This is a genomic window from Paenibacillus amylolyticus (assembly GCF_051136285.1).
GTDB classification, from domain to species: domain Bacteria; phylum Bacillota; class Bacilli; order Paenibacillales; family Paenibacillaceae; genus Paenibacillus; species Paenibacillus amylolyticus_F.
The window spans coordinates 2,647,110-2,673,520 of record NZ_CP194938.1 but is presented as its reverse complement, the minus strand read 5'-3'; the positions used below and the strand labels follow the sequence as shown (position 1 = coordinate 2,673,520).

19 protein-coding genes and 1 pseudogene are annotated in these 26,411 nt (G+C 47.6%); 14 read left to right on the top strand and 6 right to left on the bottom strand.

What is annotated here, in order from left to right; translation table 11 throughout:
• Window positions 1–122 precede the first annotated feature (122 nt).
• Window positions 123–1,166: a 2,3-butanediol dehydrogenase gene (locus ACR8BL_RS11810; protein WP_434752786.1), complete on the top strand. Its 1,044-nt coding sequence runs from the start codon at window positions 123–125 to the stop codon at window positions 1,164–1,166.
• A gap of 203 nt (window positions 1,167–1,369) precedes the next feature.
• On the opposite strand, the gene ACR8BL_RS11805 is transcribed toward ACR8BL_RS11810, so the two are convergent.
• Window positions 1,370–1,885, bottom strand: coding sequence for a GNAT family N-acetyltransferase (locus ACR8BL_RS11805; protein ID WP_434752785.1), 516 nt, complete (start codon window positions 1,883–1,885; stop codon window positions 1,370–1,372).
• A 394-nt stretch (window positions 1,886–2,279) separates the two neighbouring features.
• Entirely contained in the window at window positions 2,280–3,047 is a 768-nt protein-coding gene (locus tag ACR8BL_RS11800; RefSeq protein ID WP_434752784.1) for an AraC family transcriptional regulator, read from the bottom strand.
• Window positions 3,048–3,253: 206 nt separating this feature from the next.
• On the opposite strand from ACR8BL_RS11800, the gene ACR8BL_RS11795 reads away from it, so the two are divergent.
• The 5 genes from ACR8BL_RS11795 (at window position 3,254) to ACR8BL_RS11775 (ending at window position 10,149) form a co-directional block, all read left to right on the top strand.
• Window positions 3,254–5,572: a beta-L-arabinofuranosidase domain-containing protein gene (locus ACR8BL_RS11795; protein WP_434752783.1), complete on the top strand. Its 2,319-nt coding sequence runs from the start codon at window positions 3,254–3,256 to the stop codon at window positions 5,570–5,572.
• Between the two features lie 135 nt (window positions 5,573–5,707).
• Window positions 5,708–5,965: a Uma2 family endonuclease gene (locus ACR8BL_RS11790; protein WP_434752782.1), complete on the top strand. Its 258-nt coding sequence runs from the start codon at window positions 5,708–5,710 to the stop codon at window positions 5,963–5,965.
• Window positions 5,966–6,541: 576 nt separating this feature from the next.
• Window positions 6,542–7,273, top strand: a complete 732-nt coding sequence (locus ACR8BL_RS11785; RefSeq protein WP_434752781.1) for a hypothetical protein — start codon at window positions 6,542–6,544, stop codon at window positions 7,271–7,273.
• Window positions 7,274–7,285: 12 nt separating this feature from the next.
• The gene (locus tag ACR8BL_RS11780; protein WP_434752780.1) at window positions 7,286–8,974 is read left to right on the top strand and encodes a VWA domain-containing protein; all 1,689 of its coding nucleotides are present in this window, start codon (window positions 7,286–7,288) and stop codon (window positions 8,972–8,974) included.
• Window positions 8,975–9,009: 35 nt separating this feature from the next.
• Window positions 9,010–10,149: a toxic anion resistance protein gene (locus tag ACR8BL_RS11775; RefSeq protein ID WP_434752779.1), complete on the top strand. Its 1,140-nt coding sequence runs from the start codon at window positions 9,010–9,012 to the stop codon at window positions 10,147–10,149.
• A 216-nt stretch (window positions 10,150–10,365) separates the two neighbouring features.
• Here ACR8BL_RS11775 and ACR8BL_RS11770 read toward each other — a convergent pair.
• Window positions 10,366–10,452: pseudogene (locus tag ACR8BL_RS11770) on the bottom strand (cupin domain-containing protein); the annotation flags it as partial.
• A 196-nt stretch (window positions 10,453–10,648) separates the two neighbouring features.
• Entirely contained in the window at window positions 10,649–11,227 is a 579-nt protein-coding gene (locus ACR8BL_RS11765; RefSeq protein ID WP_434752778.1) for a TetR/AcrR family transcriptional regulator, read from the bottom strand.
• A 192-nt stretch (window positions 11,228–11,419) separates the two neighbouring features.
• Here ACR8BL_RS11765 and ACR8BL_RS11760 point away from each other — a divergent pair, with 192 nt between their 5' ends.
• Window positions 11,420–12,178 carry an SDR family oxidoreductase gene (locus ACR8BL_RS11760; RefSeq protein WP_434752777.1) on the top strand — a complete coding sequence of 253 codons (759 nt, stop codon included), beginning with the start codon at window positions 11,420–11,422 and terminating at the stop codon, window positions 12,176–12,178.
• Window positions 12,179–12,410: 232 nt separating this feature from the next.
• Here the strand turns inward: ACR8BL_RS11760 and ACR8BL_RS11755 are convergent, their stop codons facing one another.
• Window positions 12,411–13,445: a LacI family DNA-binding transcriptional regulator gene (locus ACR8BL_RS11755; RefSeq protein ID WP_434753096.1), complete on the bottom strand. Its 1,035-nt coding sequence runs from the start codon at window positions 13,443–13,445 to the stop codon at window positions 12,411–12,413.
• 451 nt (window positions 13,446–13,896) lie between these two features.
• Here ACR8BL_RS11755 and ACR8BL_RS11750 point away from each other — a divergent pair, with 451 nt between their 5' ends.
• From ACR8BL_RS11750 to ACR8BL_RS11735, 4 genes are all read left to right on the top strand, one after another.
• Window positions 13,897–15,186 (top strand): sugar ABC transporter substrate-binding protein, encoded by a 1,290-nt coding sequence (locus ACR8BL_RS11750; RefSeq protein WP_434752776.1) that lies wholly within the window; start codon window positions 13,897–13,899, stop codon window positions 15,184–15,186.
• A 61-nt stretch (window positions 15,187–15,247) separates the two neighbouring features.
• Entirely contained in the window at window positions 15,248–16,603 is a 1,356-nt protein-coding gene (locus ACR8BL_RS11745; RefSeq protein ID WP_434752775.1) for a carbohydrate ABC transporter permease, read from the top strand.
• Window positions 16,600–17,436, top strand: coding sequence for a sugar ABC transporter permease (locus ACR8BL_RS11740; protein ID WP_145332988.1), 837 nt, complete (start codon window positions 16,600–16,602; stop codon window positions 17,434–17,436). Before ACR8BL_RS11745 ends, ACR8BL_RS11740 begins: the two co-directional genes overlap by 4 nt.
• Before the next feature lie 209 nt (window positions 17,437–17,645).
• Window positions 17,646–18,932 (top strand): MFS transporter, encoded by a 1,287-nt coding sequence (locus ACR8BL_RS11735; protein WP_434752774.1) that lies wholly within the window; start codon window positions 17,646–17,648, stop codon window positions 18,930–18,932.
• 263 nt (window positions 18,933–19,195) lie between these two features.
• On the opposite strand, the gene ACR8BL_RS11730 is transcribed toward ACR8BL_RS11735, so the two are convergent.
• Window positions 19,196–21,352: an alpha-amylase family glycosyl hydrolase gene (locus tag ACR8BL_RS11730; protein ID WP_434752773.1), complete on the bottom strand. Its 2,157-nt coding sequence runs from the start codon at window positions 21,350–21,352 to the stop codon at window positions 19,196–19,198.
• Between the two features lie 490 nt (window positions 21,353–21,842).
• On the opposite strand from ACR8BL_RS11730, the gene ACR8BL_RS11725 reads away from it, so the two are divergent.
• The 3 genes from ACR8BL_RS11725 to ACR8BL_RS11715 are packed head-to-tail and all read left to right on the top strand — an operon-like array spanning window position 21,843 to window position 26,024.
• A complete protein-coding gene (locus tag ACR8BL_RS11725) occupies window positions 21,843–23,240 on the top strand; it encodes an alpha/beta hydrolase (protein WP_434756683.1) in 1,398 nt (465 codons plus the stop codon).
• Window positions 23,237–24,667, top strand: a complete 1,431-nt coding sequence (locus ACR8BL_RS11720) for a hypothetical protein (protein ID WP_434752771.1) — start codon at window positions 23,237–23,239, stop codon at window positions 24,665–24,667. The genes ACR8BL_RS11725 and ACR8BL_RS11720 overlap by 4 nt, the downstream gene beginning before the upstream one ends.
• On the top strand, window positions 24,660–26,024 hold the full coding sequence (locus tag ACR8BL_RS11715; protein ID WP_434752770.1) for an ANL family adenylate-forming protein: 1,365 nt from the start codon (window positions 24,660–24,662) through the stop codon (window positions 26,022–26,024). Before ACR8BL_RS11720 ends, ACR8BL_RS11715 begins: the two co-directional genes overlap by 8 nt.
• Window positions 26,025–26,411: the final 387 nt, after the last annotated feature.

The following is a 26,411-nucleotide window of genomic DNA, read 5'->3' as shown; positions in this document are numbered from 1 at the left end:
ATTAGTTTAAGTAATGTTAACATAAGCATCTATAAATATGAATAATAAGTGAACAGCGATATAATATATAGACAAGCGGGACATTCTTGTATTAACAGTTTAAATAAAAGGGGATGTACAGGATGAAGGCAGCAGTATGGTATGGTCATAAAGACGTGCGTGTGGAAGATCGAGAGGTTCCTGTTGCAGAGTCAGGACAGGTTCAGATTAAAGTGGAGTATGCCGGAATTTGCGGTAGTGACTTACATGCGTATCATCATGGTATAGGTATCCAAGAGGGAGAAAATCACCCGCTCTCAGGACAAAAAGCACCACTGACACTAGGACATGAGTTTGCAGGAACAGTAAGTGCTCTAGGTGATCATGTAAGCGGCATCAATATTGGTGATCGCGTGGTGGTGGAGCCTCTCTACCACTGTGGGACTTGTGAGTACTGTATTCAAGGTAAATATAATCAATGTACACAATTTGGATTTGTCGGATTGAACGGGGATGGCGGTTTTGCCGAATATGTAGTGGTCGAGGCTTATATGGTACACCCGATTCCAGATCAAGTATCTTTTGAAGAAGGGGCGCTCGTAGAGCCGACCGCCGTTGCTTTCCATGCGGTGCGTCATAGTAAGTTAAAAGTCGGAAATAAGGTAGCCGTATACGGAGCAGGGCCGATTGGTTTGCTAACGATCTTGTCGGCAAAAGCAGCCGGAGCTTCCGAGATATACGCCGTTGATGTATTCGAAGATCGTCTTCAATTGGCAGCCAAACTTGGCGCAATTCCGGTCAATAGCAGTAAGGTGGATGCAACACAGGTCATTACGCAGCAATCAGGTGGAATTGATATTGCATACGAAGCAGCAGGCGTGCAACCGACGATGGACAGTGCTGTGTCAGTGATCAAAAAAGGTGGGGAGGTTGTGGTGATTGCCGCAATTCCGAACCCGCTTCATGTGAATTTCTTCGATATGCTAGTGAAAGAAGCGAATCTGACCGCTACACTGGCGTATCGACACATCTTCCCTGAGGTCATCGCTCTGATCGCCAAAGGTACCCTGAATGTAAAACAGGTTATTACGAAGAAAATTAAGCTGGATGATGTTGTGCAGGATGGACTTGAGCTGCTGATGAGTGACAAGAGCCATGCGAAGATTCTGATTGAGATTGGCGGTTAATTTAGGTCTAGGACGCAAATAATGCTAGATTGAACCTTTAGGTCTAAACGAGAGGGCTGTTCCCCTTGTCATCTACAAGATGGCAGGGGGACAGCCCTTTGTTTTTTTATGGATATAAAGAGATAGACACAGAATTCTCCAGAATTCACGATTTCTTTTGCTAGGGTGGTAAATTCGTAGTATATGTCGTCCAGTAAAACTTCCTATCTTATCTCGTAACGATAACAGATCGCTTGGCCTTCACCCGCCACGGAACTGAATTCGGGATCTTCGATAAAGCCAAAACGCTCATATAACCGGATGGCATTCGACATCTGACCGCCGGTGTAAAGATACACTATATTTTTCCCCAGCTGTTTAGTCGATTCCACACACCGCTGAAGAAGTTCGCGCGCAATACCGTGTCCTCTCCATGCGGGATCAACGCCCAGCAGACGAATAAATGGATAATCAATCGGCAATTCGAAGTTGGGGTAGGCGTTATGTGCAGTTTCAAACAACTGAACGGTGCCGACAATCCGGTCTTCGATCTTGGCTATCCATAGTTCAGTCAGGTACGGATTGTCCAGAGATTCCCGGATGTCTTTCAGATAAGCTTCCCATCGATCCGATTGCTCAAACGAATGCTGGTATTCCGCATAACTGGCGACCAAAATATCAACAATTTCAGCATGATCAGCTGGGGAAGCAAGGTGAATCGTAATGGAAGCCGTTGTCATATTTTAATTCTCCTTATCTTATGAGTAAAGTAAGAAATGATGTTTCTTTGCATTATAACACAGTGGATTCAAACCAATATATTGGAATGTTCTATAAGAACTTTGAACATTTCTATACCTTGATATGAGGTATCTAAGGATAAGGACGTTTGATCTGTTGCTAGAATAAAGCAGAAGAGAGGAGGGGGAAAAGTGATAAAAAAAATCTAACGATCTCCACAGATGCTATTTGCCGCTTTTTAGGCAGCAAGAAATTTTAACGATCCCCAGAGAGCTTATTTTGGGAAAAATCGGCCCTTTTTCACCTGCAAAGACTGTTTTTAGACCAAATAACGTTCCTGGTGATCGTTAGATTTTCAATCTATCTAGTTTGGGCTTCATCTCGATACAGTGCCTAAAAAAGATTCAACTGTGTGCTGTACAGGTGATTGCGATATTCGGTGGGCGTACTGCCCTCGTGTTGTTTGAATGTGCGCAAAAACAGTTTGTAATCTGCGAAGCCGCACTGTGCCGAGATCTCCTTCACACTGGCGTTGGTGTTTAGCAACAGTTGTTTAGCTCGGCGCATGCGTTCGGTGAGGATGTATGCTTTGAGTCCGATCCCTTTCTCTCGCTTCACCATTTTGGAAATATAGTCCTTGTTAAAATTAAAGTTCTCCGCAATCTCACTCACCGTAATATTCAGATGCAGATGGATATCGACCCATTTACAGATGTGATCCACCACGGCATTATGCGGGCGATAATCGGTGCGCAGATTACGTTCTATTTCTTTGAAAAGCAATAAAGCAGCGGCATCCGCCTCTTCCGAAGAGAAGGAGGATACGTGTAACAGCTGTTTGAACAGCTGATTGGCCATGGAAGGAACTTGAATGGTCGAATGGGTTGGGAAATCACAGAATAGGCCAGGCGTTGCCCCGTAATGTATCCAATAGAAGCTGACAGGTCTGTCACTGATCCGGTAACCGTAGTGAGTCTGTCCGGCCTTTAGAAATAACAGATCATGCGCGCGAACAATGTACTTTTCCTCTTCCTCCGCGATGTACATCTCACCTTCCAGCATCAAAATCAGCTCATGAACGGGCATGCTGCGCCGCATATGGCTCCAGTTACCTTCCGATATGAATTTTCCGCACAGGTAATGTTCAAGTGGCTTTGACATAGGACGGATTTATCCACCTTTTCTTGGATTCTGGGTCTGATATAACTGTAGTTTATTTGATAATATGAGGACATTCAAGGGTGTCAATGAGAAGGCGGAGATAAGTCTTGGCCTGAGTGGAACACGGATTTTACCCTTTATTGCTGAATCCAGCCCAAGTCCTATCTGAAAAAGAAACCATTACATATGTCAAAGGAGCGAGCCACTTGATCGATACGACAAAAGGATTTTTAGGCCCCGCACATGTTGATTTGCTAGAAGGGCCGTTTCAAACATCACAGCATACCGGAGAACGCTACTTGTTATCTCTGGATATGGACCGTTTTTTGGCTCCCTGTTATGAAGCCCACGGGTTAACACCTCGCAAGGAACGGTATGCAGGCTGGGAAGCACGCTCGATCAGCGGACATTCTCTGGGACACTATATGTCGGCTCTCGCCGTGACGTATCAGGCGACGGGTAATTCCACCTTAAAGCAGACGCTTGATCATGCTGTGAGTGAACTGGCAGCAATTCAACAAACGACGGGCAGCGGGTATATCGGAGGTTTGTCCGAGGAAGCTTTCCGCATCGCTTTTCGTGCAGAGCATATCGGCGGATTTAACATCGGCGAATACTGGGTTCCCTGGTACAGTGTGCACAAAATCTATCGTGGTCTGATCGATGCCTATCAATTGACGGGCAATGAGCAGGCGCTTGATGTGGTTACACGTTTTGCGGATTGGGCAGTGGAGGGACTGAACACCATGACCGAGGAGCAGATCCAGACGATGCTGCTGTGTGAGCATGGCGGGATGAACGAAGTGTTTGCCCAACTGTTCGGGATCACAGGAAACTCAGCTTATCTGAAGGCTGCCCGTCAATTCACACATCAACTCATTCTGGAGCCGCTGGAGCAGGAGCGGGATGAGCTGCAAGGAAGGCATGCCAACACCCAGATTCCCAAAGTGATTGGTGCAGCCGAAATCTACAACCAAGACCCTGCACAGACATCGTACCGGACAGCGGCACAATTTTTCTGGGATACAACCGTGAAGCAGCGTTCTTATGTCTTTGGCGCAACGAGTATATCCGAGCATTATGAGGCAAAAGGCATGGAAAGCCTTGGCATCAAAACCGGAGAGAGCTGCTGTACCCACAACATGATGCATCTGACGAAGCAGCTGTTTGCCTGGAACCCGGACAGTGCTTACATGGACTATTATGAGAACGCGATCTATAACCATATCCTTGGCACGCAAGATCCGGATACAGGCAACAAAACGTATTTTGCTTCCACCCTGCAAGGGCACTACAAAATCTACGGTACACGCGATACCGCCTGGTGGTGCTGCACAGGATCAGGTATGGAGAACCCCGGAAAGTATGCTGAGGCGATCTATTATGAGGATGAGCAAGACTTATATGTGAACCTGTACATTGCCTCGGAGCTGGATTGGGCATCACGGGGACTGGCACTGAGACTGGAAACTGATTTCCCCTATTCGGAAAAAGGTACCCTGACAATCACCGAAGGCAGCGCCTCGGCTTGTCTAAGACTACGTGTGCCGTCCTGGCTTCAGGAGCCGATGACGGCAACCGTAAACGGGGATACGTCCCAGTCGTATACCCGCCTGGAACCCGGCTACTTGTCTATCGACCGCACATGGTCAGCGGGTGATATCATCACCATTACGCTGCCGATGGCCCTGCGTAAATATACAGCCAGGGATGATGCTCACAAGGTGGCATTCCAGTATGGCCCGATTGTGCTTGCTGGTGCACTAGGTAACGAAGGGCTTCCCGAGGATACCATTATCGACGAAACTGCACTGAACCCGAAGACGGCTCCGGTGCCCGTTATCCGAACGGAAGAAGAGGATGTGAACCAGTGGATCAGGGTTGTTGATAAAGAGACGCTTACGTTTGAACTTAGCGAGGAAGTGACGTCCACCGGGGAAGCTGTGAAGCTGATTCCGTTCTATGATGTGCATCATGAATTCTACACCGTGTATTGGGCGTTGAACGATGAAGGGGATGCAGTGGAGAAAGCGCTGAACGATATCACCATCGACAGCGTGCAGCCAGATGGTCAGCAGGATGAGATCGGGCATCAGCTGGAGAGTAACTGCCGCGGAGAGCAGTACAATGGTTCCAGTACAGACGGCCGTAACAGATTGTATATGTGGCGTGAGGCATACGGGGGGAAAGAAGCAGCATTCAGCTACCATTTGGCTGTAGAGCCGGACGCTTTGAATCATTTGTGCGTAGCCTATTGGGGCGGGGATTACCTGCATTTTGACCGAGAGGGAATCCGGTATGAGCGGCAGTTTAACATTTTAGTGGAAGATGTTGTTGTCGGGGAACAGCGCATTCACATGAATAAGATCGGTGAGGTATTCCGTGTCAGCTATGAGATTCCGGGAGAGATCACGAGAGGCAAAGAGAGTGTAAAGGTAACATTCCAGGCGAGCGGGGACAACAGTTGTGCCGGGAAAGTGACGGAGGTTCGCACCACACGCGGAAGACCGGATTTTTTCGTGTGAGCGTCCAGTAACCATCATCTGTTCGATGATCGATATGAAATACCGTTATTGCAGTGATATAATGGATGCAGTGCATGTGCATACCATGAGTTACAAAACAAAAGGTTTACTAAGCAAATATTAAAGGAGGTGGGGTTGTGTCAAAACCTGATAATACTGGCGTTTACCGCTTTGAGGACTGGTAAGGATTTTAATGAAAAATTTAATCTATATCAGAACTATGGCGTGAATGAATATTGGATTGTTGATCCAGGGAATCAGACGGTTCACGTGTATACATTGGAGGATGGGCGATATCAGACGCGTCACTTGTTCTCTGAAAAAGAAACCATGCAGTCCGTATTATATCCTGACCTGAGCATTTCGCTGGATGTACTCTTCAAACTTGGATAAGTCATGTTGGTCATATTAGGACGAAATGGGAGGTATTCGCCGTTTCGTCTTTTTGGAATGTCCTCCTTCTCGCATCTCATCCCACTTCAGCCTGCCAAGACAAGTCTTATATAAAAAATGACACGTAACCTCATTTTCCACGTATTACCGGATAACATTTCATTTACCACGAACGCGCCTCTGTAATTCCTGGTTGCACAGCAGTTCTTCTGATCCACTAAGTTGCAAAGCTCGTTCTGTGTTGTCCCTGAAAATGATAATGGGATAAGCTCAAGTCACGTATATTACTATTACGACTACTGCTCCGACATCCATAACCTATGGAATACCCATAACAGCGCGAGGTTTTACTCAAAAACCAATCAAGAATTGATCATACACCAGTCAAAGATCACACAACCATCATTTCAATCTAATCCAATAACCATTCTAATATTAACGTAAAATACCTTATCCATTTTCCCATCCTATCCACCTGAGAGCGTTCACATCATGTACAATAACAATAAGGATGACAGGAAATAAACGACAGGAAGTTCTATTATCTAACATTGAAAGGAGGCCTTAGAATCGACCATGACCAGGTACATACAATTCTTTGGACTCATCCTCGGCATCGTAGCGGTGAATGTTCTGGCCTTCTCACCTGGTTTTGCCGGAATGGGATTTGGAGAGAGTGCATTCCAGACAGCGCTTTCTGTCACCGTGCTCTTTGGTAGCGTGCTTGCACTCTTCTATGGCAGTTACAATTTATTGTTCAAACAGCCGGTGGTTTTACCTGTGAGACAGATCGAAACCCACGAAGATTATGTTGAGGCTTTATCTTTTTACAGACGCATCAAAATCCTTGAAGAAGATATTACGCTCGGCTTGTCCCAACTGAACCGGATGAAAAAGAAGAAAGAGACCCTGATGAACGTGCTTCATCAACGGTTTGATCCCGGCGAGCTGAGCTTTAAGAAATTCGCTATGGTCACGGAAGAGGTTGAGAAGCTGTTATATCTGAACATCCGCAGCATATTGAATCGACTGAACGTCTTTGATGAAGCCGATTATGCCAGCATGTTGAAAGCCAAATCCTCCACGATTCCGCAGAAGCTTTTTCAGGAAAAAACGAAAGTCTACAACGATTACCTGACCTATGTGAAGGAATCCCTTCACACGAATGAAGAGATTTTACTTAAGCTGGATCAACTATTGCTGGAGATTTCGCGCCTGGATAGTTTTGAAGCCGGAGATATTGAACAGATGCCTTGTATGCAGGAGATTGACGAGTTAATCAAGCACACCAAATTATATAGACAGTGAGGGGTTGCACTTATGGCAAAGAAAGGAAAGTTTTTTCTCATATCGATCATCATGCTGGTACTTGTGTTTGGTCTCGTTTATGCAGGAATCACACTGACATCGAACTTTGGCAAGTCTACCACACAGGTCACGACCGAAAATGCAGGTAAGGAACTTGGAAAATTGTACGCGGACATTGCACCAGCTACAGCAGAACCCGTCAAAGGACAGATTGACCTCGATCCCGTAGATGTCGCAGAATCCTTGCCAGATATATCAAAATTTCTGGTTGCAGTGGAGAATACCACCAATGATTTCGTTGAAATCTTTTCCTCCACCGAGAAATCAGGCAGCGGAGTGGATGGATGGTTAACCGAGGTCGCAGAGGCATTTAACCAAGCAAAGATCACAGCCGGCGGCAAACAAATATCGGTCAAAATCCGCAACATTGCTTCTGGTACAGCCACGGATTACATCAAGTCCGGCAAATATGTTCCAGATGCTTTCACACCTTCCAATGAACTGTGGGGCGAGATGGTGGAAGCCAGTGGAGTGAAGACCAAGCTCATTTCGAAGCGGCTCGTGGGCAACGTACCGGGCATCGTCATCTCCAAAGCCAAATATGATGCACTTGTGAACACCTACGGTTCCGTGAATGTGAAAACCATAACCGAGGCCATTGCTAATAACGAGCTTACGATGGGATATACCGACCCTTTTGCCAGTTCCACAGGACTGAACTTCCTGGTTACCGCATTAAATACGTATGATAGTACTAATCCGCTGGGCGACAAAGCCATTCAAGGCTTTGAGAAATTCCAGGCGAATGTGCCATTCACAGCGTCCACCACGATTCAGATGCGGGAAGCGGCCAAGTCGGGCAGACTGGATGCTTTTGTACTGGAGTATCAGACCTATGTGAATACGGCCGATCTGAAGAGCGGATATGTGTTTACCCCATTTGGCGTAAGGCATGACAGCCCGCTGTATGCCCTTGGTCAATTGCCGCAGAACAAACAGGAGATTATCCAGAAGTTTGCCGACTTTGTCACGCAGGATCAGTATCAGAAAAAGGCAGTGGAATTTGGATTTAACGGTCTGCAAGATTACAAATCCGAGCTGGCTACGGTGGATGGCAATACATTACTGTCTGCGCAGAAAGTTTGGAAAGAGAAGAAAAACGGGAATAATCCAATCGCCGCGGTATTTGTTACGGACGTATCCGGAAGTATGGCGGGGGAACCACTCAACCGTCTTAAAGAATCTTTGCGTAAAGGCCAGAAGTATCTTGGTACCGATAACAGCATCGGCTTGGTTTCTTACTCCAGCGACGTGACGGTGAATCTGCCGATTGCAAAATATGATACGAACCAGCAATCCATGTTTGTCGGAACGGTGGATAGCCTGCAAGCTAGCGGGGGGACAGCGACATTTGACGGCATTGTGGTTGCGATGAAGATGCTGGAGGATTACAAAGCGGCGAACCCTAACGTGAAACCGCTGATCTTTGTCCTGAGTGATGGCGAGACGAACGAAGGACATTCGCTTAAGGATATTCGAGACTTGGTGGAAACGTACAAAGTACCGATCTACACGATTGGATATAACGCCGACATCAAAGCGCTGGAGAGCATCTCCAGCATTAACGAGGCAGCCAGCATTAATGCGGACACCGACGATGTCGTCTACAAAATTGGAAACCTGTTTAACGTTCAGATGTAAGCATGCACGGATGTAACTAAAAGGGGGAACAGCGGATGTCATTTACGATGGAAATACCGAGCCAGAAGGAAATTCAAAAGGTCATTGAAGAAGAGATCAAACCGGTGCCGGCCGAGGTAGCAGAATTACAACAGGTAGCGACTTCGAATGTGGATATGATCATGAACCTGGACCTCGAATCCCTGGAGAAGCGCAAAGAAATTTTGCAATCCATTGACGGCTTTGGCATGAACACGATGCGGTCCTCTTCCGAGAAAAACGCGTTGCTTCAAGTCTCCGTTGGACATCTGTCCAAGACCGGAGACGAGGGCGGTCAGGTCGCCAAAGGGTTGACCGAGCTGCACATGCAACTGAAGGATCTCGACCCGAGCGTGGTCGATTTCGCCAAAACAGGCTTTCTGGGCAAGCTGTTCAATCCGCTGCGCGCGTACTTCCTGAAGTACCAGAAAGCCGACGTTGTCATCGCCGATATTGTCGTTTCACTCGACAAGGGCCGCACCACGCTGCGCAATGACAACACCACGCTTGAGATCGAGCAGCAGAGCCTGCGCGAACTGACCAAGCGGCTGCAGAAGGAGATTCAGCTCGGCATGTTGATGGATGAATCCATCGACACACAGATTGAGACAGCCAAGGTCCGCGGTGAGGACCCCGAGAAGGTTCGTTTTATTACCGAAGAAGTGTTGTTCCCACTGCGTCAGCGAGTCATGGATTTGCAGCAGATGCTGGTCGTAAACCAGCAGGGGATTATGGCTATTGAAGTGGTCATTCGCAACAACAAGGAACTCATCCGCGGTGTGGATCGGGCGAAAAATGTGACGATCTCCGCGCTGAAGATTGCGGTTACCGTTGCCAGTGCATTATACAACCAGAAGATTGTTTTGCAGAAGATTGAAATGCTCAACCGTACCACCAATGAGCTTATTGCTGGTACTTCCAAGATGTTGAAGGATCAGGGGGCGGCAATCCAGAAGCAGGCTTACGAGGCAAGTATCTCGGTAGATACGATGAAGCAAGCTTTTACGGATGTGCTGTCCGCACTGGACTCGATCTCGGTCTACAAACAGGAGGCCTTGCCAAGAATGCGAGAGACGATCGGTCAGTTCCGTGAACTGGCAGAGACCGGGGAACAGCAGATTCAGCGGCTGGAAAAAGGTCAGAAGCTTGGTTTATAGTTATCATTATGTATATTAGAGAACTCAAAAAACGGTTGACCCGCAGATTCGGGGTCAACCGTTTTTTGTACGCTGCATATAGACTATATAGGGGATAACCAGGACGAGAAACAACAGAGCCGCAAGGAGCGACAGGAACAGACCGCCATAGGCAAGCATCAAGGCGCCCAGTGCCGCTCCAATGACAAAAATAAACCAGGATAGTGCGAGTACGGCCTACTCGGCTGCGTTCACATGCCAGTGAAGTTCACGCATGCCGCCTGGTTCCAGGCGCATGGACACTCCAGCGATACCGATGGATGCGGGGAAGTCATGAACCTAGGCTCCGCGAGTGATGCCGCCGGGACCGGTACGGGGTTCCTTTTGCTCAAGACGATACTTGAAAGATTTCATCTTCATTCCTCCTGCTTCAAATTTGAATTCACGAGACAATGTGTAAATAGTTGAATAATAACTCTTTTTTTATACCCATATTTTGAGAAAATATTAAAATTTTTAATCATTTTGAGGGCGTGTAATGAATAATTTTGAACAACTCTTCCGCCATATAGGTAGGACTGTGTTTGAAATCCTGTCTGATCCACTCCATGATCATGCCAAATATGGCATGAGACTGATAACTTGCGAGCAGCTCCGGGTTAATATGCGGAGGGAATACATGATTCAGGTCCTGCAAAGATAGATCACGTAGTACATCACAGATCATACGCTGAAAGCTGGATGAAGCTTCGGACTGCACAACGAGTGTGTAGAATTGGGCGTGCTGATGCACATGTTCGAAGATCGTAATGGCGGAAGAGGGCATCTGCCCCACCTGGAATTCTTGCATCCCCTCGTACGGCTTGCGGAATGAGGACACCAGATCCTGAGTCACATCATGCAGGATTTCGTTGAACAGGTCTTCCCTGTATTGATAATGTCTGTAAAAGGTTCCCCGATTCAGGTCAGCTTGCTGCACAATATCCGAGATGGAGATTTCCTTGAAATTACGTTTCTGCATCAAATGAAGGAGAGCATCCTTCAGCGCAGCTTTGGATTTGCGGATTCTTCGATCCATCGCGTCCGATGTTTCGGGCATTGGAATTCCTCCCTGATAATTTTTATAAAAGATAACGTACAAACAGGTGAGAGCCTGTTGTTTAACGTACAATTGGCAAGGTTTTTACTGATTGTATCGAAAAGCTATGACTTATTATACTAAGGATAAGAGATAATAAACATTTGTTTGTTATCTTTATGTAAACGAATACATCGAAGGAGGCGTAAATCAATGAAACTTCAAAATAAAGTGGCCATTGTCACAGGTGCAGGATCGGGAATGGGGAAAGCCATTGCCACATTGTACGCGCAAGAAGGAGCCAAAGTCGTTGTTTCCGATATCAACGAAGAAGCTGCTCGGGCAGTCGTTCAAGAGATAGAGGCAAAGGGTGGGGAAGCATTCGTTCTTCTGGCTAATGTAGCGAAAGAGGAAGACGTCCAGCAACTTATTGATCAAACGGTGAGTAAATACGGTACAGTAGACATTCTAGTCAACAATGCGGGGATTATGGATGGGATGGAGCCAGCTGCGGATATTAGCGATGAGCGGTGGGACAAGGTTTTTGCGGTGAACACAACAAGTGTTATGCGCACAACACGCAAAGTACTGCCAATTTTCCTGGAGAAACAGCAAGGTGTTATTGTAAATATTGCTTCAGCAGGTGGCTTGCACGGTGGACGGGCAGGGGCCGCATATACGGCTTCCAAACACGCTGTGGTGGGCTTTACCAAAAATACAGGATACATGTATGCCGAGCAAGGCATTCGTTGTAATGCGATTGCACCAGGAGCGGTTGCAACCAACATCGGGGCATCCATGACAGGTATTAACCCGTTCGGTGCAGGACGACAGCAACAGGGGATGGCAATCAACCCACGGGTAGGAACGAGTGAAGAGATTGCCAAAGTGGCTTTGTTCCTCGGATCGGACGAATCCAGTTTTGTAAATGGTACCGTAATTACGGCTGACGCAGGCTGGAGCTCTTACTAATTTGCTTTTTTTTCTGATTAAACCGACCAAGCGGAGGATGATTCGTGAGTCGTCAATATAAGATAACCAAAGAAGCCGTATGATTACGGCTTCTTTGTCATTGTCATTGGTAATGTCATCGCCATTCTTATTATCTCTGGCATACGCTCAAGGATTCCTTTTACAACATTCAAGTTCTGAAGAAAGGGCGTTTAGACAAACGTTTGCATTTTCAAAAGATAAGGTAGAGCGCTTAACTCAGGAAAGGCTTAACCTTCGAATATAGGGATGATTCACGTACGATCAGGCGATGCGGAATAATAACAGGGTTCTGAGCGAGAGGCTCGTTGCCGAGAATTTTTAACAGAACCTGAACTGCGGTATACCCGAGCTGATAAGTTCCAATATCAATGGAACTGAGCGGAGGCGAAGCAAGTTCGGACAAAGCGATATTGTTAAAACTAACTACACTGATATCCTCGGGCACTCGATATCCAAGCTCTGCAAGTGCTCTTAACACACCAAAAGCCACGTTATCATCAATAACGACGATGGCGGTAGGCCTGTCGGGTAGCGACATGAACAGGGACATAGCGCGGAAGCCACTTTCCTGCAGAAATTCACCCTCCACGATCCAGTCGTTATTGGCGGTTAGCCCGGATTCATCAAGAGCCTTCCGATATCCGCGCATGCGATCATGCGATAACGTAATATCCGGCGGGCCGCTTACAAATCCGATGCGAGTATGACCTTGAGCGATAAGATGCTGGGTTGCATCATAAGCGGTCTGTACATTATCGTTGTCCACCATCGGAGCATTTGGATGGGTTTCACTTCGGCCAATCAGCACAAAGGGGAATTTTTCCTCTTCCAGAAAAGAGATGATCGGGTCGTCTCGTTTGGAACCTAGCAGCAAGATACCATCGACCCTTCGCCCGTGCACAAGACGGGAAATAGCCTGTAACTCATCATCGGAGGACGTCTCGGTAGACAGCAGTAATTCATAGTTGTTACGAGTCGCATAGGTAATGATACCGCGCAGCAATTCTCCAAAGAAATAATTTTGGAAAAGTTCCTCCGCAGGACGAGGCAGCATAATTCCAAGCGTTTGCGTTGTTTTGGACACAAGGCTCTTTGCCATCATATTGGGATGATAATTGAGCTCTTTCATAATTTGTTTAACTTTAAGAGATGTTTCCGTGCTGATTCTGGGATGACCCGAAATCACCCGTGACACTGTAGAAGGGGAAACACCCGCCAATTTGGCAATATCCTTGATCGTAATCATGTAAAAAACCCCTTCTGATTCAATCATTTCAACATTCTCCTATGGTAATGCAAAGGGTACTGGAAATCAATTGTTTACTAAATAACCCAGAATGCAAGTGGAGCAAAATAAAGGAAGAAAGAGGTAGATCAAGGAAACAGGAAATTACTGTGAGTAAAATTCAGGATATGGTTAAATTTGAAGGAATACAGCTTGTGCAAACGTTTGTACAAAGAAAGTTCAGTGTTGTATGATGTGGAAGATATTATAGCGCTTACATCGTTGTAAATACTTCCTCATTGGCTTGTTTTCCCCTACATACTGGATATCGCAGCGATCTTGTCTTCCATTTTGAGCAAACGTTTGTACAGTAATTCACATGGAATACAAACTCCTGACAATCTACACATTTTATAGGGTGAAAAGCGCGAAAATTGAGTTGCATCACGCAGAGGGAAAGGGGACATTTTACATGAAAAAATGGCAAGGCGCAGTATTGTCCATCGGAATGGCGTTTACATTGGCTGCATGCTCGACTGGGGGAGGTGGCAGTTCTTCTCCGGCAACGCCAAGTGATAATCCGGAGGATACGGTACAGCTAACCGCAGAGAATCTCCAGCCCGAGGAGGGTGCAACACTGGTGATTTGGGAAGATAAAAACCAGAGCAGTTTTATCGAGCAGCGAGTCAAAAAATTCGAAGAAAAATATGGTGTCACGGTCAAAATGGAGGAACTTCCGCCAACAGACCAGGTAACCAAGCTAACGACGGATGGCCCCGCCGGGCTTGCCGCGGACGTTGTTGTGTTCCCGCATGACAAGATTGGCAGCGCCTCGGAAGCAGGACTTATTTTGCCCAATGATATCTTTGAAGCCGAAACTACAGCCAATACCAGCGAGAATGCGCTGAAGGCGGTAACGTTCAAAGACATTTTATACGGATATCCATACAGCGTCGAAACATACGCCCTCTTTTACAACAAAACATTGTACCCCGAAGCACCGAAAAACTTTGATGAAATTATCGATTTCGCCAAAACGTTCAATAATACCAAGTCTAATCAGTATGCACTGATGTGGGAGCTCCAGCAATTCTATTATAACTATGCCTTCCTGGCTTCCCATGGTGGATATATATTCGGCGACAACGGGATGGATCGTAGTGATCTCGGTCTGAACAACGAAGGGGCCCAGAAGGGTGGGGAATTTCTTCAAAAGCTGAAGGCTGAGGTGCTACCGCTCAAGATGGGCGATGTGAACTATGATATCAAAAAAGGACTGTTCTCCAGCGGCAAACTGGCGATGGATATTAACGGACCTTGGACCATTGCCGACTATCGCAACGCCGGAATTGATTTTGGAGTCGCTCCGCTTCCAGTTATTGATGGTAAACCAATGACCTCTTTCTCAGGTGTAAAAGCCTATTACGTCAATGCATTTACCCAGTACCCGAATGCTTCCAAGCTGCTGGCTGCGTTCCTCTCGAACGAAGAAGCCCAGATGGAGAACTTTGATATGAACGGCACGCTTCCAGCGAACAAAAATGTGGCAGCGGACGCCAAAGTACAGGAAGATCCGATCAACAAAGCTTTCCTTGAACAATTCAACAACTCGACACCGATGCCTTCGCTTCCAGCCATGGACAGTGTTTGGGGACCGATTTCGTCAGCCATTACCGACATTTGGGATAGTGGCAAGGATGTAAAAGCTTCACTCGACAATGCTGTTAAGCAGATTAAGGAGAGTCTGGCAACCGTGCAATAACAACGAATCAACGAAACAATGATGAAGCGACGAATCATACCAAATGGAGAGGAGAGAGCATATGCAACAACAGCATGTGCCGGTATCTGCCCATCCGAACAGGGAAAAGCAGCACCGGATGACAGCAGCCATATGCTCCATCATACTGCAAGGTCTTGGACAGTTATACAATCGGCAATGGATTAAAGGGATTGTTCTGTTGCTACTGGAGGGAGCAGGGCTTGCATACCTGCTTCCACGGCTATCCCATGCAGTATGGGGAATATGGACACTGGGGGAGAATACACAGCGGTTTGTGAAAGTGAATGGTTCAACGGTGCTTCAAAAGGGCGACCATTCCATCTTTTTGCTACTGGACGGAATTATTGTGCTGTTGGTTTTTTTTGTGTTTGTACTTGTGTACATCCTGAACATTCGGGATGCGTATCTGACCGGGCTTGCAAGAGAACAGGGGAAACCAACGCTTGGAGCTGCGGCGACGATACGTAATGTCATGGACAAAAACTTTCCGTATCTGTTCTTGTCGATCCCGGCAATCGGTATTCTGTTTTTTACCATCATGCCGATTTTGTTCACCGTTACGATTGCGTTTACCAACTATTCTGCACCGGATCATATCCCACCAGCGAAACTGGTGGACTGGGTAGGATTCAAAACATTTACGGATTTGATCCAGCTCAAATCGTGGAGTCAGACGTTCTACGGCGTGCTGACCTGGACAGTCATCTGGGCCATTTTGGCGACCGTCACCACTTATTTTGGCGGGGTATTGGTGGCTTTGCTGATCGAACAGCAGGGCATTCGTTTCAAAAAGCTGTGGCGCACGATTTTTATTTTACCTTATGCCATTCCACAGATTATCTCGCTGCTACTGATGCGTAACCTGTTCAACGGTCAGTTTGGACCGATTAATACGTATATGCGAGCATTCGGACTTGAAGGATTACCGTGGCTGACAGACCCGTTCTGGGCTAAGGTTACTGTCATTGTCGTTAACATGTGGATTGGTATCCCGGTCAGCATGGTGTTAATCTTGGGTGTGCTTACAGCTATTCCGCGTGATCTGTATGAGGCAGCCGAAGTAGATGGCGCTTCTGCATTCCAGAAGTTCAAGATTATTACGATGCCGTTCATTTTATTTGCCACAACGCCGGTGCTGATTATGCAGTTTGCCGGAAACTTCAACAACTTCAACGTGATTTTCCTGTTAACGAACGGTAACCCGCTTCGCGGCGACTACCAGTACGCAGGGGCAACGGATTTGCTGGTGACCTGGCTCTACAAGCTCACGCTCGACAATAACAAATTCAATATGGCCTCCGCGGTAGGTATCATCATCTTCCTGATTATCGCCACCTTCTCCATCTGGAACTTCCGCCGCTCCAAATCATTCAAGGAGGAGGACATGATCCAATGAAGAAACGCAACAATCCGATTCGTTTGACGCTTAGTTACGTGCTTTTGCTAATTATTGCTGTTGTATCTGTCTATCCGGTATTGTGGATTTTTCTATCGTCTTTGCGTCCTGGCGCCGCATTGTTCAGTGAACGCTTATGGCCGGAAAGTTTCACGCTGTCCCATTATGGAGAGCTGTTTAACAATCCGTCTTTTATGTATGGCAGATGGTATATGAATACACTGAAGATCGCCTTCTTTACGATGATTTTTTCGACATTAATGGTGACGCTGGGGATGTATGCATTGTCGCGGTTCCGTTTTCGGGGGCGTAAAACGATTCTGTCCACCATGCTCATTCTGGGCATGTTTCCAAGCTTCATGAGCATGATTGCCATCTATATTATTTTGCTGCAAATCAAACTGCTCGACACGCATGCTGCGCTTATTCTGGTCTATTCCTCAGGCGCAGTGCTGGGCGGATTCATCGTCAAAGGTTTCTTTGACACCATCCCGCGCAGCCTGGATGAAGCGGCTCGCATCGATGGTGCAAGCCATCTGCGTGTGTTTACAAGCATCATTCTGCCATTATCCAAACCGATGCTGACGTACGTCGCATTAACCAGTTTCACGGGGGCATGGATGGATTTTATTTTTGCCCGGCTGGTGCTGCGTACCAAGGAGAACTGGACTCTGGCCGTGGGTATGTGGGATCTGGTCAATCGGTATCAGGACAGTAACTTCACAATGTTTGCTGCGGGAGCTGTATTAATCGCCATTCCTATTACTCTACTGTTTGTATTCCTGCAGCGATTCCTCGTGCAGGGCCTGACGACAGGTGCATCGAAAGGTTAACATCACTTTGTGGCATCATTAGAGTAAAGTCACTCCGTGCCGTCAACAACATGGTCAGTCGCAGTATGGGAGAGATGAGCCACACTTGCGCTACTTCAAGCAGGCACTTCCGCAACGTCATGTCTTTGTTGACTGGCAATGCTTCGGAAGTGCCTGCTTGTGCTTACAGGGTTAGGGCTTCTAATGAAGAAAAAGGAGGAACGTGTTGTATGGGGATGAACCCTTCCAGTGAACCTGAGGCTGCAGCCTATCCAGGGGGACAAGCTGTTTTGCAAAGCAGTGAAGCACCTGGAACCCTGTGGCGTAACAAGACGTTTCGGAGAATCCTGTATGGGTATGGCATATCTGTCTTTGGCGACTGCTTTAATAGCATTGCCATCAGTCTATGGGTACTTCAGACGACTGGCAGCGCCAAGAGCATGGCTGCTGTGCAGATCTGTAATATGGCAGTCAGCTTTTTATTTGGATCGGTAGCGGGCACGGTAGCCGATCGGTTTGATCGAAGGAAGCTAATGTTGGCTTCGGACGTGTTTCGTGGTGTCATCGCTCTGATGATTGCAGTTAGTCTATTCAGTTGGCAAGCGCCTTTTCCTGTTTTGCTGTTATTACTCTCTTTATCCATGTTTTCAAGTCTTTTTCAAGCACCCGCATTTCACGCTTCCGTTGCGAGCATGGTTGGCAAGCAGCACATCCAACAGGCAACGGGTACCATTCATCTGGTGGACAATCTGGCTCGTATCAGTGGTTTGGCTGCTGCCGGGGTCGCTGTAGCTGCGTTTGGCGGTTTTGTCGCCATCCTGATTACGGGGGCAACTTTCCTATTGTCTGCAGTCTGTGTGTTACTGGCAGGGCGTTTTCCGCAGGTGATGCGTGCCAGTGGTGACTCGAAATCTTTTGCACAGGCGTGGCGCAGTTCATTTGCTTACATCTATCGCAGTCCGCTCATTCGTTCGATTGTATTGCTCAATCCGCTCTTGTTGCTGTTTTTCATGTCAGCCATGATGCTCATTCAGGTGATGGCTGTTAACGTATGGAAGGCGAATCCGGTTCAATTTGGTTTGATTGAAATGTGTATTCCTCTTGGATATATGATTGGATCAGGGGTGTTGATCGCTTCGGGGAAAAGACTGAAACATCGCGGGAGATGGGTCTTTATTGGTCTGCTGGTGTTGGGGCCAGTCTATATGCTTCTAGCCAATGTATCCTCGCCTGTTATGGCCTTGCCACTTATCATAGGCGGAGGAGCCATGTTTGCCTGCTGCACGATGCTGACCCAGATTATGTTACGCACCGCCGTACCCGATGAGATGCAGGGGAGCGTTTACGGTGTTGTTGGAACGATTACAAGTACAGCGCCGATCCTTGGCCTGACAGTGGTCTCGATCTTTGCCGATCAATGGGGGGCCGCTACGGTTTTGGAAAGCGTAGGTGTCTTACTCCTTGCAACGGGGGTCGTTGCAATCACAACCTTGAAGTCCATTCGAACCTATACTTAGGTTTTCATACAAAAGAAGATGGGATCGTTCAATACGGATGTGGCGAAATATCCTTTGTCACTGAGCTACAATGAGTTTGGCGTATCCGGATGGACAAGCATGGAGATAAGCACATAGCTAAACATATAGCTAAGGCTCCGATCTTGTCCGTCACACAGCAAACCACGGGTCTTACGACAAAATCCGGATCGCACAGCAAAACCCGGAATATACGCTGCATTTGCGTATTCCGGGTTAGCTTGTGTATCCGTGATATGAAGCTCTTACTGCCAGTTTACCGTAACGGTAGCTGTTCCGCTCGCTGGTGTGGTAAATGTGTGGTTGGAACCGCCTTCCCATGTAATCGTTGAGCCGTTTTTCTTGAAAAACTTGAACTCCAGCTGTTTGCCTGCCGGTACGCTGACATCATAGTACCAGGTTGGATACGCATGAATCACTTGGTTAAACACGGGTCCGATGGCGGTCGATCCGGTGCTCCAGTTGCCAAGCTCTGCTACGTTGCCTGTCAGATAAAGGTTCTGTCCAAGTGTTGTGGAGGCATTGTTTACAACGAAGCGAACCGTAACCTGATCGCCAGTCAGGATGGTGAAGTTGTTATACGCATTGCTGTTTACCCCATTTGCAGTAACTTTGACCGCATAGTTGCCAGCGGCAACGGAAGGGATGGTTACTTTAATCTGTGTATCTTCCCATGATGTGATCGCTGCTCCAGTAACGGCTGTAGTGCCGAAGTATACAGTGCCGTTCGTGGAGCCAAATCCGCGGCCGTCAATCGTGACGACATTCCCTGGTTTACCCATGACCGGACCGACATGACCGATGGTAGGTGTCGTTTCGGCTGTGGTATATTGCCACACTGCCGTTGCGCCCGCAGCAAGGGTGAAGGTGTTGATGCTGCCGTTACTAGACGTGATGTTGTTTCCATTCAACACGCCGCCAAGTACATCCGTGTATGAGCCTGTAGGCAGCGAAGTGCTCAATCCTGTAATGCTTGCTGATGTGGAAAGATTGCGATTTACAGCAACAACGGCTACACTCTTGCCGAATTTGCGCTCATAAACATATACATCATTGTTAATCCAGCGCTGTTGTGTGGAACCGTAGGCAATGGCCGGATTGGATTTGCGCAGAGGAGCCAGTTTGCTGATCACGTTAAATGCTGTTGTAGTTTTGGAGAACGAAGGCATTTTGGCCCGGTTATCCGGATCGCCATTTCCCGTTAGATACTGTTCCGTACCGTAGTAGATGGCAGGCACACCACGTGAAGTCAATGTAAAGGCCAAAGCCTGTTCCAGGCGGCGATTGTTAACTGCATTTGTTTTGAAACGATCCATATCATGGTTGTCGATGAACGTCACCTGATCGCCCACTTGATTGTAATCTGTAGCGGTACTGTTAATCATGGAATCCAGCGCATACATGTTGGATGTGTTATCTCGGAACACATTACGCACAGCGGAGTTAAAGCGGAAGTCAAGCAGACTCATACCAGATTTGTTGGCAAAATCTGTGTTATCTGCATCGGATGCAGCCGATCCCAGGAACCATTCACCAAAAGTGAATACCGGTTTGTGTGCATAAATGGAGGACATCCAGCTCTTTTGCCAACCGAGAGGCATATGCTTCACCGCATCCACCCGAATGCCGTCAACGCCCATATCAAGCCACAGTTTGATCGCATCTTTGAAGTATTTGTCGATGGTCGCGTTATTGTGGTTGAAATCCGCTAGGTCATACAGGTTTTTGTAGATGCCGTTCTCCAGGGAAGAGAAGTCGGAGCCACCATTGTGATGGAAATACCCGTTGGTATCATTGGTATAACCGCCCACCAGCGTACCGTTATCGTACAACCTGCCATTTTCGGCAAAAGATGTGTCCGTTTCCATCGCTGGAGAGGTGTGGTTCGGTGCAAAGTCAATGACAATCTTGATGCCTTTGGCATGGGCCGTCGTAATCAGGTTTTGAAAATCGGCTATCGTGCCGAAGTATGGATTGGTCTTTTTGAAGTCCCGAGCCCAGTAGCCGTGGTAGGCTGTATTGGTTACACCACTGTAGTTGATTGTTGCAAAAATATTTTCGACAGGCTGGGAAATCCACAGAGCTGTGACACCCAGGTCACTGAAATAGTTATCGTTGATTTTGTTGATTAACCCTTGCCAGTCTCCGCCGCAGTAGAGCTTCAAATTGCTGCATGTGGCATCATAAGCGGCTCCGGTAGGGTTGTTGGAGGGATTGCCGTCCAAAAAGCGATCCGTAAACACTTGGTAGATCACATCTGTACTGAAGCTCTGTTTGTTGGTTACAGCGGTATCCGGATCGGCGTAAACAGCAGAAGCTGGCAAGAACGGCAGGGCGCTGCCGGCAAGCAAGCCGAGGGTCAGTGTGGTGCTGAGGATTGCGCGTTTGGCCATTTGAAACATGGTGATCCACCCTTCGTGAATGTAGTAGTTAAGATAAACAACCATCTAGCTTTGAATTATAGCGCTTACAATAGTGCAGGTTAATTCACTCAATTGTTTGGATTCCTCCTTCCAGGCGCAAACGCCAACAACCCCGGTATCTCCTTGGGGAGTTACCGGGGTTGTCCTAAACCGCTGGGGTTTAAAAGCATAGCCCTCGAGTTATGATCACATCGCTATCTTAAGAAAATTTGGGTTTTGTGTCAATAACTTTTTTCTAAGCATTTTTTTTCTATTTTTATATTTACAAAAGTATGCCACTCGATTTAAACTATTCGCAGATTCAATCAAATTAAGGGCTATGCATCCCGGATCAGCTTGCCATTCGGCTGACTTATCCGGGACAACCCCGTCTCTCCTGAGGCGGGGTTGTTTGTTGTCACCTGCGATCCACAGCAGGATCGGGGGAAGTTTGCTTATTTAGTTTGTTGGATGAAAAGAAAGGCGGTTGATGGCATTGAGATCAGGATCGGTTATGGAGTGTCTGGAAAACATTCAGGCATCGCAGCTCGGCAACAGGCGCAACATCTACGTATATCTTCCGCCAGGTTATGAGGAGCAGACTGAACGGTATTACCCGGTGCTGTACGTTCATGCAGGACAACGGGTTTTTGGGCCATCCCGTCTGGGGAACGAAACGTGGCAGATTGATCTAGCGGCAGATGAACTTATCTCTGCTGGCCGGATTGAACCCATCATTATCGTTGCCATCGCACATGTGCGTCCGGTTACCCGCAACGAGTTCTACCACCACGTTGACGCTGGGCAGGAAGTAACCGGCATAGGAGGCTCAGGAAAGGAATACGAGCATTTTATCATTCATGAGCTTAAACCGATGATTGATCGGAAATACCGGACACAGAGAGATAGAGATAACACGGGCTTACTTGGTTCCTCGGCAGCTGCATTATGCACATTGCATATTGGAATGCGTCATCCCGATGTGTTTGGCAAGCTGATTATGATGTCTCCATACTTTGTGGATGTGCAACTGGATGAACAAGCAGAGTGTGGACTGCGGGAGAAAAACACGTACCGACTGCCGGATATCATTCCGGATGTGAAAATGTGGGTGGATATAGGAGACACCGAAGGGTTGTTCTTGCCTGAACAGGTAAGGACAGTCGTACAGGAGATGCTGGATCGGGGAGCAGATGTGAAAAAGCTGGCTTACTTTGAACAGCCGGATGCGTGCCATCAGGAAGCGGATTGGGGAGCGCGTGTGCAATTGCCCTTGTTGTACATGTTCGGCCCAGAAGGGAAACCGGTCTCAATGGAGCTGTATGGCAGAAATGTCATCGGACTGAAAGGCGGGATGCAGGTAAGGGTTCAGGCTCGGCTCCTTTGTGATAATGGTCTGATTTTGACAAAGCTTGGCGGAGAGTATGTTTCAAGTCATCCCGAAGTTCTTGAGGTTCTTGCAGATGGTATGCTGATTCCTCATGCCACAGGGAGTGCAATGATCACGTTGCAAGTCGGTGAGCTGACGGCTACACGAGATTACAGTGTTATATCTGAGCTTTCTCCCCTTGTACAAGTCTGTATGCAGGCAAAGCTCACATCAACATTCACATTATCGGAGCAACGAGAAGAGTTCATCTACGGCGGGATGGGTATGAAGCTCATGCATACGGGTGATGGTCACTACGAAGGCTGTTATCGTATTCCGAGAGACAGTGGCTTCTCCTTCCGTTTTACGCGTGGGTTCCGGCAATTTGAGACTGATCAGAATGGCAATCCCATAGCCAATCGAGTATTTCGTGCAACTGAAGACATGTCTCTCTACTATCATATTCAGGCTTGGGGCAGTGCATCTGCCAAAGCAGAAACAGGAGGTTTCCTCAGATGATAATCCATTCCTTCGCTCCAACACTGGACATCCCTTACTATTATCCATGCAACTTCCCTCTGATTCATGAAGTGCTTGAGCGGCAGGGCTCCAAGTCAAGTCTTGCCATGCTGGCTGCCAGCCGATTATATACCCTGCCGTCATGCGAAGATAACGGCTTGGTAAAGACATATTTTCACAAACTGGATTATGAGGAACCGATCTGGAAGATCACTAACCAGCGGGAGCTGGGTAGCTTTGAGGAAGGGAAAGTACAGATTCGGCGACAGCTTGAAGTGGGCAGACTTTTTTTGGCGACGGGCACCAGTTATCATCTGCCTTATTGCGACGATTATCACAACCCTGAATACATTAACAAACATGTCAAAGAAGGATCAAGACATTACCTGATGGATCATTGGCTTGCCGTGTATGGTATGGATGAAGAGCATATGTATGTTTACGACCCTGTTTTTTACAAGTTTAAAGGCAAGGTGGAGTTTGCAGCTTTCCATGATTTTTGGAGAGGGCATCAGACCATTCCTGAACTTGCGGGTGTTAAACGGAAGGAGACGCTGCGAACCTACGGAACAACGGACATTCAGGCTAAAGTGCTGCTGAATTCGCAGGGTTACCGGGAGATGCTCGCTCAAGCACTGACTACTCAGGTCCATGAATTTTTGACAGGTAGAACGATCATGGAGGGAGAACGGCGTTTTTATTTTGGACATGCCGTATCTACGAGTCTGGTCAATGCGCTGGAAGGAAATACAGGAGGGAATGCAGAGAGCGAAGCCCGAATTTCGAGTCTGCTTTTTGATATGCGGTGGAGTCGATATTATTTCCGGGATTTGCTCAAGGAGTCTGCTGAGTGGCTGGGTGCGCCGCTTGACCAGTATGCCAGGGAATATGAGAACATCATTCTCCGGTGGGAAAAGGCCAATAGCCTGCTTCAGGTGGGACGGATGAAGCAGCGCGAAGGGTGGCAAGCACAGTTGTCAGGCATAGTGCAAGAGCTGGTCACAGATGAATGGCGCTGGTATGAGTCGTTAAGAAGAGCATTGCCTCAAGCTTCCACATATCCACGGCAATCCCGAACGGTTCCAGACGATGAAAATGAACACAAGGCAGCTCTGCTGCGCATCGTACTGGATAGCTGCCGGGAATTGAATGCGTATCATAACACATTCATTGCCTTGGATGAGGGCGGTAACGCTCCACTATATGGTCGGGATGGACGACTGAATTCACTGGAACTTGTGTCTTTGCTAGCTGTGGTGGAGCAGGGGATGGAAGAGCATTGGGGAACAGGTATGGGCAACGCTCTCGCGGAGATTGCCGCTGCTTCCTTGCCTGTAAGTCCGTATCAGACGGTAGGCTCGCTAGTGAATTATCTTGCACAGCAGCAGACCCTGGGCAGTGACAGGGAGGGTGGAGGTGATGATTGACTTTTTGCTGGAGCGATTTGCCACTCATGGACAGCAGCCTGCATTCATTTGGAAAGATCAGGAGTACAGCTACGACTGGCTAGTTGACCAGATTTTTCTCATGGAAGAATGGATCGCAAGAGAGGGGATATCCAGGAAGGTTGTCACATTGGAAGAGGATTATTCTCCTTATGCAGCTGCGGCATTGCTCGCATTGCTTAGAGAGAGCTGTATCGTGCTGCCCGTGGATCGGAATCTGGTCGAGGCCAAGCGGAACGAGTACGTAAAGCTGGCACATGTGGCTGTGCGACTAGAAAGAATTGCAGAACAGTTCGTCGTAAAACAAACGTACGAGCCTCATAGCCAAGGCGTGACACCACCCATTTTGATTGAGTTGGGAAAGGAGCAGGTGGGCGGGCTAGTGCTGTTCTCCTCAGGTTCTACAGGGGTGAGCAAAGCAACCGTGCACCGAGCAGATCTGCTATTACACTCCTTTCGGCGTCAGGTGCGTCCCCTGCGAACGATACCCTTCATGATGTTTGATCACATCGGTGGGGTGAATACGATGCTGCAATCTTTGTCCAGTGGGGGCTGCCTATGTATATTGGCGAATCGTACTCCAGACGAAGTGTGTCGTACCATTCAAAAACATCGTGTGCAGGCACTGCCGGTCTCCCCAACATTTATGAATCTGCTGCTTCTGGGAAAACAAGATGAGACTTATGATCTGTCGAGTCTGGAAGTTGTCTCCTATGGTTCGGAAGTGATGCCAGAATCGGTCCTGGCTGCCTGGACTCGGCGGTTCCCAAGGATTAGAACGATTCAAGCTTACGGCATGTCCGAAATAGGCATTTTGCCGACACGCTCCAAAGGACGGGGATCGCTGCTATTTTCCATTCAGGATGAAGAGGTGAAGTACCGGGTTGTGGACGGGGAGTTGCAGATTCACACCGCAACGGCGATGATAGGTTATCTGAATGCCCCTTCTCCTTTTACTGAAGATGGATGGCTGCGAACAGGAGACGAGGCAGTTGTGGAACAAGGATATATCCGCATACTGGGTCGTCGTTCCGAGATCATTAACGTAGGCGGCTGGAAAGTGTACCCTGCTGAAGTGGAGGATGTGCTTGAAAAGATGGATTGTATTGAGGCAGCGGTGGTCACGGGCGAGGTGAGCGGAATCACAGGCCAGCAGGTGAAGGCCACAGTCCGACTCTCCAGCCCCTGTTCTTTGACAGAGCTTCGCAGAGCCATTTGGGTCTATTGCCAAGATAAACTCCCTCCATACAAAATTCCGCAGAAAATCGTTATAACAGAGGATACGTTAATCAACTCTCGCATGAAAAAGGTCAGAAAGCCAGTATCCTCACCGGATTAAGGATAACACAGCAGCTTCATAAGTATATTCTCAGTCCCGGCGTACTGAGCAATCTGTCCGGGTTCACTCTTGATTTAATCACCAATCAATGTCCTTTCGATGTCCTTTCAATGACCATGCGTTGGTCATAAGTTGGCAAAGCAGCGCCATTAATCCCACGAACGCACAATCCCAATGGATTTGCGTTTTTTCGGGTTCACCAACCAACTAACACGTGCTCGTTTTCTAACGTTCACCAGCAGCCTTATTTGGAGCAAGAGAGGGCTTTTCAAATTCTAACGTTCACCAGGAACGTTATATGGCAGATTTCACTGAGAAAAGCACCAATATTATAGTTTTTCGGTGAAATAAGCTTTCTCAGGATCGTTAGAATTCCAGCAGTGCTGA

Coding starts and splice junctions, on each gene's coding strand:
- ACR8BL_RS11780 (WP_434752780.1), top strand. CDS start 7,286: ATGGCAAAGAAAGGAAAGTTTTTTCTCATATCGATCATCATGCTGGTA.
- ACR8BL_RS11755 (WP_434753096.1), bottom strand. CDS start 13,445: ATGATTACGATCAAGGATATTGCCAAATTGGCGGGTGTTTCCCCTTCT.
- ACR8BL_RS11765 (WP_434752778.1), bottom strand. CDS start 11,227: ATGCCCGAAACATCGGACGCGATGGATCGAAGAATCCGCAAATCCAAA.
- ACR8BL_RS11730 (WP_434752773.1), bottom strand. CDS start 21,352: ATGTTTCAAATGGCCAAACGCGCAATCCTCAGCACCACACTGACCCTC.
- ACR8BL_RS11725 (WP_434756683.1), top strand. CDS start 21,843: ATGGCATTGAGATCAGGATCGGTTATGGAGTGTCTGGAAAACATTCAG.
- ACR8BL_RS11760 (WP_434752777.1), top strand. CDS start 11,420: ATGAAACTTCAAAATAAAGTGGCCATTGTCACAGGTGCAGGATCGGGA.
- ACR8BL_RS11715 (WP_434752770.1), top strand. CDS start 24,660: ATGATTGACTTTTTGCTGGAGCGATTTGCCACTCATGGACAGCAGCCT.
- ACR8BL_RS11750 (WP_434752776.1), top strand. CDS start 13,897: ATGAAAAAATGGCAAGGCGCAGTATTGTCCATCGGAATGGCGTTTACA.
- ACR8BL_RS11745 (WP_434752775.1), top strand. CDS start 15,248: ATGCAACAACAGCATGTGCCGGTATCTGCCCATCCGAACAGGGAAAAG.
- ACR8BL_RS11775 (WP_434752779.1), top strand. CDS start 9,010: ATGTCATTTACGATGGAAATACCGAGCCAGAAGGAAATTCAAAAGGTC.
- ACR8BL_RS11805 (WP_434752785.1), bottom strand. CDS start 1,885: ATGACAACGGCTTCCATTACGATTCACCTTGCTTCCCCAGCTGATCAT.
- ACR8BL_RS11800 (WP_434752784.1), bottom strand. CDS start 3,047: ATGTCAAAGCCACTTGAACATTACCTGTGCGGAAAATTCATATCGGAA.
- ACR8BL_RS11785 (WP_434752781.1), top strand. CDS start 6,542: ATGACCAGGTACATACAATTCTTTGGACTCATCCTCGGCATCGTAGCG.
- ACR8BL_RS11740 (WP_145332988.1), top strand. CDS start 16,600: ATGAAGAAACGCAACAATCCGATTCGTTTGACGCTTAGTTACGTGCTT.
- ACR8BL_RS11735 (WP_434752774.1), top strand. CDS start 17,646: ATGGGGATGAACCCTTCCAGTGAACCTGAGGCTGCAGCCTATCCAGGG.
- ACR8BL_RS11810 (WP_434752786.1), top strand. CDS start 123: ATGAAGGCAGCAGTATGGTATGGTCATAAAGACGTGCGTGTGGAAGAT.
- ACR8BL_RS11720 (WP_434752771.1), top strand. CDS start 23,237: ATGATAATCCATTCCTTCGCTCCAACACTGGACATCCCTTACTATTAT.